We start from the raw sequence: 3662 nt of genomic DNA on the forward strand, positions 1-3662 counted from the left end.
ACTGTCACCGGTACTAACGACAGGCCAATCGCTCGCAATGACAGTGGGTCTATTAACGAGGATGCGACTTTAGCAGTAGATGCATCAATAGGGTTACTGAAAAATGATAGCGATATTGATGGCGATAACCTCGAAGTCATTGGTATTCGGACAGGTGCTGAAAATGCATCAAATAGCACAGCTGGAACTGTAGGATCTGGATTAACCGGTAGCTTTGGTACTCTGATTGTTAACGAAGACGGTAGTTACAACTACGTTGCTGATAATGCGGATAGCTTAAAAGCTGGTGAGCAGGTGTCTGAAACGTTCACTTATACGATAAGTGATGGTAAGGGGGGGATGGATACTGCGACCTTAACTATTACGGTCACTGGCACAAATGATGGACCAAAAGCAACTGATGATAGTTACAACGAAAGTAGCGAGACGTTACTTTTCTCCGAGTCATTTGAACAAATGATAAACACTGGCAGATGGACAGTTGTGACTGGTGATGATCTTGGCGACTGGAATGCGACCAACGGGCTAGAGGTTCAGCGTGATGGTCTAATTGCTGATGCAACTCATGGTGACTATCTTGCTGAACTCGACGCTCACAAAAACACTGAAATTTCAACGATTATAGACACTTCAGGTCAAGATAGTATTCGGGTTGAATTTGACTATAACCCTCGCCAAGATGGTAACTCGTCTTCTGATATGGTCTTTAAAATCGGTGACACCTCGGTCACGGTACATGCGGATGGGACCCTTTCCGGTGCTAATGGACTTGATATTCAAATAAGCCTACCAGATGCTAATGGTTGGTACCGTGTTACCGCCGAGCTGGAGGTGCAAGCTGATAGTACGGAGTTAGCATTTGCAGGAGATGGTGCTTCAGATAGTCTTGGGGCTTTGATTGACAACGTTATTGTAACGGGGATCAACCAACCTGAGCTCGTTACGCGTGAAGATGAGCCTATTACGATCCCATTCGCAGAGTTGTTAGCGAATGATACTGATATCGATGGTGATGTTCTTTCAATTGTTGTTGGTTCAATAACGTCTGAGGTCAATGGCACATTATCGGTTGACTATGTAAACGAAACGATCACATTCACACCAGATCAAGACTACAACGGTGAGGCCACATTCCAATATACAGTCACTGATGGAAATGGTGGCGAAGACCAAGCGACAGTGACATTAAATATCACACCTGTAAACGACGCGCCCGAACTCAATGTCGATACCGGCGAGGTTGGTGAAGACGCAACTTTAACCGTTGGTGCTGGTAACGGTTTACTATCCAATGACTCCGATGTCGATGGCGACTCATTGAACGTCACGGGCATTTTGAACGGCATCACGGGCACCGCGACCGCCGTGGCAGAGAGTGGCGACACGGTGATCAGCAATGATTACGGCACATTGACCATTCGTGCTGACGGTAGTTACAGCTTTGTGGCGGACGGCAGTGATTCTCAAGCGTTGGCAACAGAAGCGACCGCGGAAGTGGTGTTCACCTACACCGCGAGCGACGGCACGGTCAACCAAACCAATACCTTAACCATTACCGTGACAGGCACCAACGATGCGCCTCAGTTAACCGCCGATGTGGGCGCGGTGAATGAAGACGCGACCTTAACGGTCAGTGCAGAACAAGGCGTTTTGGCCAATGACTCCGATGTCGATGGTGACTCATTGAACGTCACGGGTATTTTGAACGGTACCACGGGCACCGCGACCGCAGTGGCAGAGAGTGGCGATACGTTGATCAGCAATGATTACGGCACATTGACCATTCGTGCCGATGGCAGCTATAGCTTTGTGGCGGACGGCAGCGATTCTCAAGCGTTGGCCACAGGAGCGACCGCGGACGTGGTGTTCAGCTACACCGCAAGCGATGGCACGGTCAACCAAACCAATACCTTAACCATTACCGTGACAGGCACCAACGATGCGCCTCAGTTAACCGCCGATGTGGGCGAGGTGAATGAAGACGCGACCTTAACGGTCAGTGCAGAAGACGGCGTGTTGGCCAATGACAGCGATGTCGATGGCGACTCATTGAACGTCACGGGTATTTTGAACGGTACTACGGGCACCGCAACCGCCGTGGCAGACAGTGGCGACACAGTGATAAGCAATGATTACGGCACATTGACCATTCGTGGCGATGGCAGCTACAGCTTTGTGGCGGACGGCAGCGATTCTCAAGCGTTGGCCACAGGAGCGACCGCGGACGTGGTGTTCACCTACACCGCAAGCGATGGCACGGTCAATCAAACCAATACCTTAACCATTACCGTGACAGGCACCAACGACGGTCCAGTAGCGATTGATGACACATATGAAACTCATAGTGAGACGCTGCTCTTCTCTGAGTCCTTTGAAAACATGACAAACACAGGTCGTTGGACTGTAGTAACTGGCGACGAACTAGATGATTGGGAAGCAACAAATGGTCTAGAGATTCAGCGTGACGGTCTCATAGCTGAAGCGACAGACGGTGACTACCTCGCTGAGCTTGATGCTCATCAAAACACCGCGATCACAACAAATATTAATACGTCAGACCAAGATAGCGTGCGTGTTGAATTTGATTACAACCCTCGACGAGACGGTAATTCATCTTCTGACATGACGTTTAAAGTCGGTGACACGTTAGTTACTGTTCACGCAGATGGATCTCTATCGGGTGCCGACGGACTTAATGTCCAAATAGGGCAACCTGACGCAAATGGTTGGTATAAGATCACGGCTGAGTTCGAAGTCCAAGGGGACGTTACGGACCTTACATTTGCAGGCGCTGGAGCTTCAGATAGCTACGGTGCGTTGTTAGATAACATTACAGTGACAGGTATTAATCAATCTAAACTTGTTACTGCTGAAGACACGTCTATCACGATTTCTTTTGATGAATTGTTAGCGAATGATACTGACATTGATGGTGATGAGCTCTCAATTGTTGTGGGTTCAATTACCTCCGCGACTAATGGTGAGCTGTTTGTCGACTACACAAACAATACAATTATATTCACACCGGATACCGACTATAACGGGGAGGCAACTTTTAAATATAAAGTGACCGATGGGAACGGTGGGGAAGACGAAGCAGAAGTTACGCTTAATATTACTCCTGTGAACGATGCACCAGTGCTGATAGGTGATTTGTTGGGTGAAGTGGATGAAGAAGGCAGCTACACCATTACGGCTGAGGACTTAGGCTACACGGACGTTGACGATACAGACACAGGCGTGACCTTAACGGTCGGCAACGCGAGCAACGGCACAATCTTAGTGAACGGCGTCGCGTCGAGCAGCTTCACGGTGGCGCAGTTGGCGGCGGGTAAAGTGACGTTTAAACATGACGGCAGCGAAACCACGTCGGCGTCTTTCAATATTAACGTTGAAGACGGTAACGAAGATGGCAGCACACCGGTAGACAGCACGTTCAACTTGACGGTGACGCCAGTGAATGATGCGCCGGAGCTGACAGGCGATCTGGCGGCGGAAGTGGACGAGGCAGGCAGCTACACGATCTCGGCAGCTGACTTGGGTTATACAGACGTTGACGATACAGACACAGGCGTGACCTTCACGGTCGGCAACGCGAGCAACGGCACAATCTTAGTGAACGGCGTCGCGTCAAGCAGCTTCACGGTGGCGCAGTTGGCGGC

The 3662-nt window shown here is 49.7% G+C and carries 1 protein-coding gene; it reads left to right on the plus strand.

Features of this window, described 5'->3' with window-relative positions:
• A partial coding sequence (locus AB4486_RS18610; RefSeq protein WP_372118111.1) for a tandem-95 repeat protein occupies nt 1-3662 on the plus strand: 3662 nt, incomplete at both ends.

Origin of the sequence: Vibrio sp. 10N.222.55.C6, from assembly GCF_041473395.1 — a bacterium.
Lineage (GTDB): Bacteria > Pseudomonadota > Gammaproteobacteria > Enterobacterales > Vibrionaceae > Vibrio > Vibrio crassostreae_C.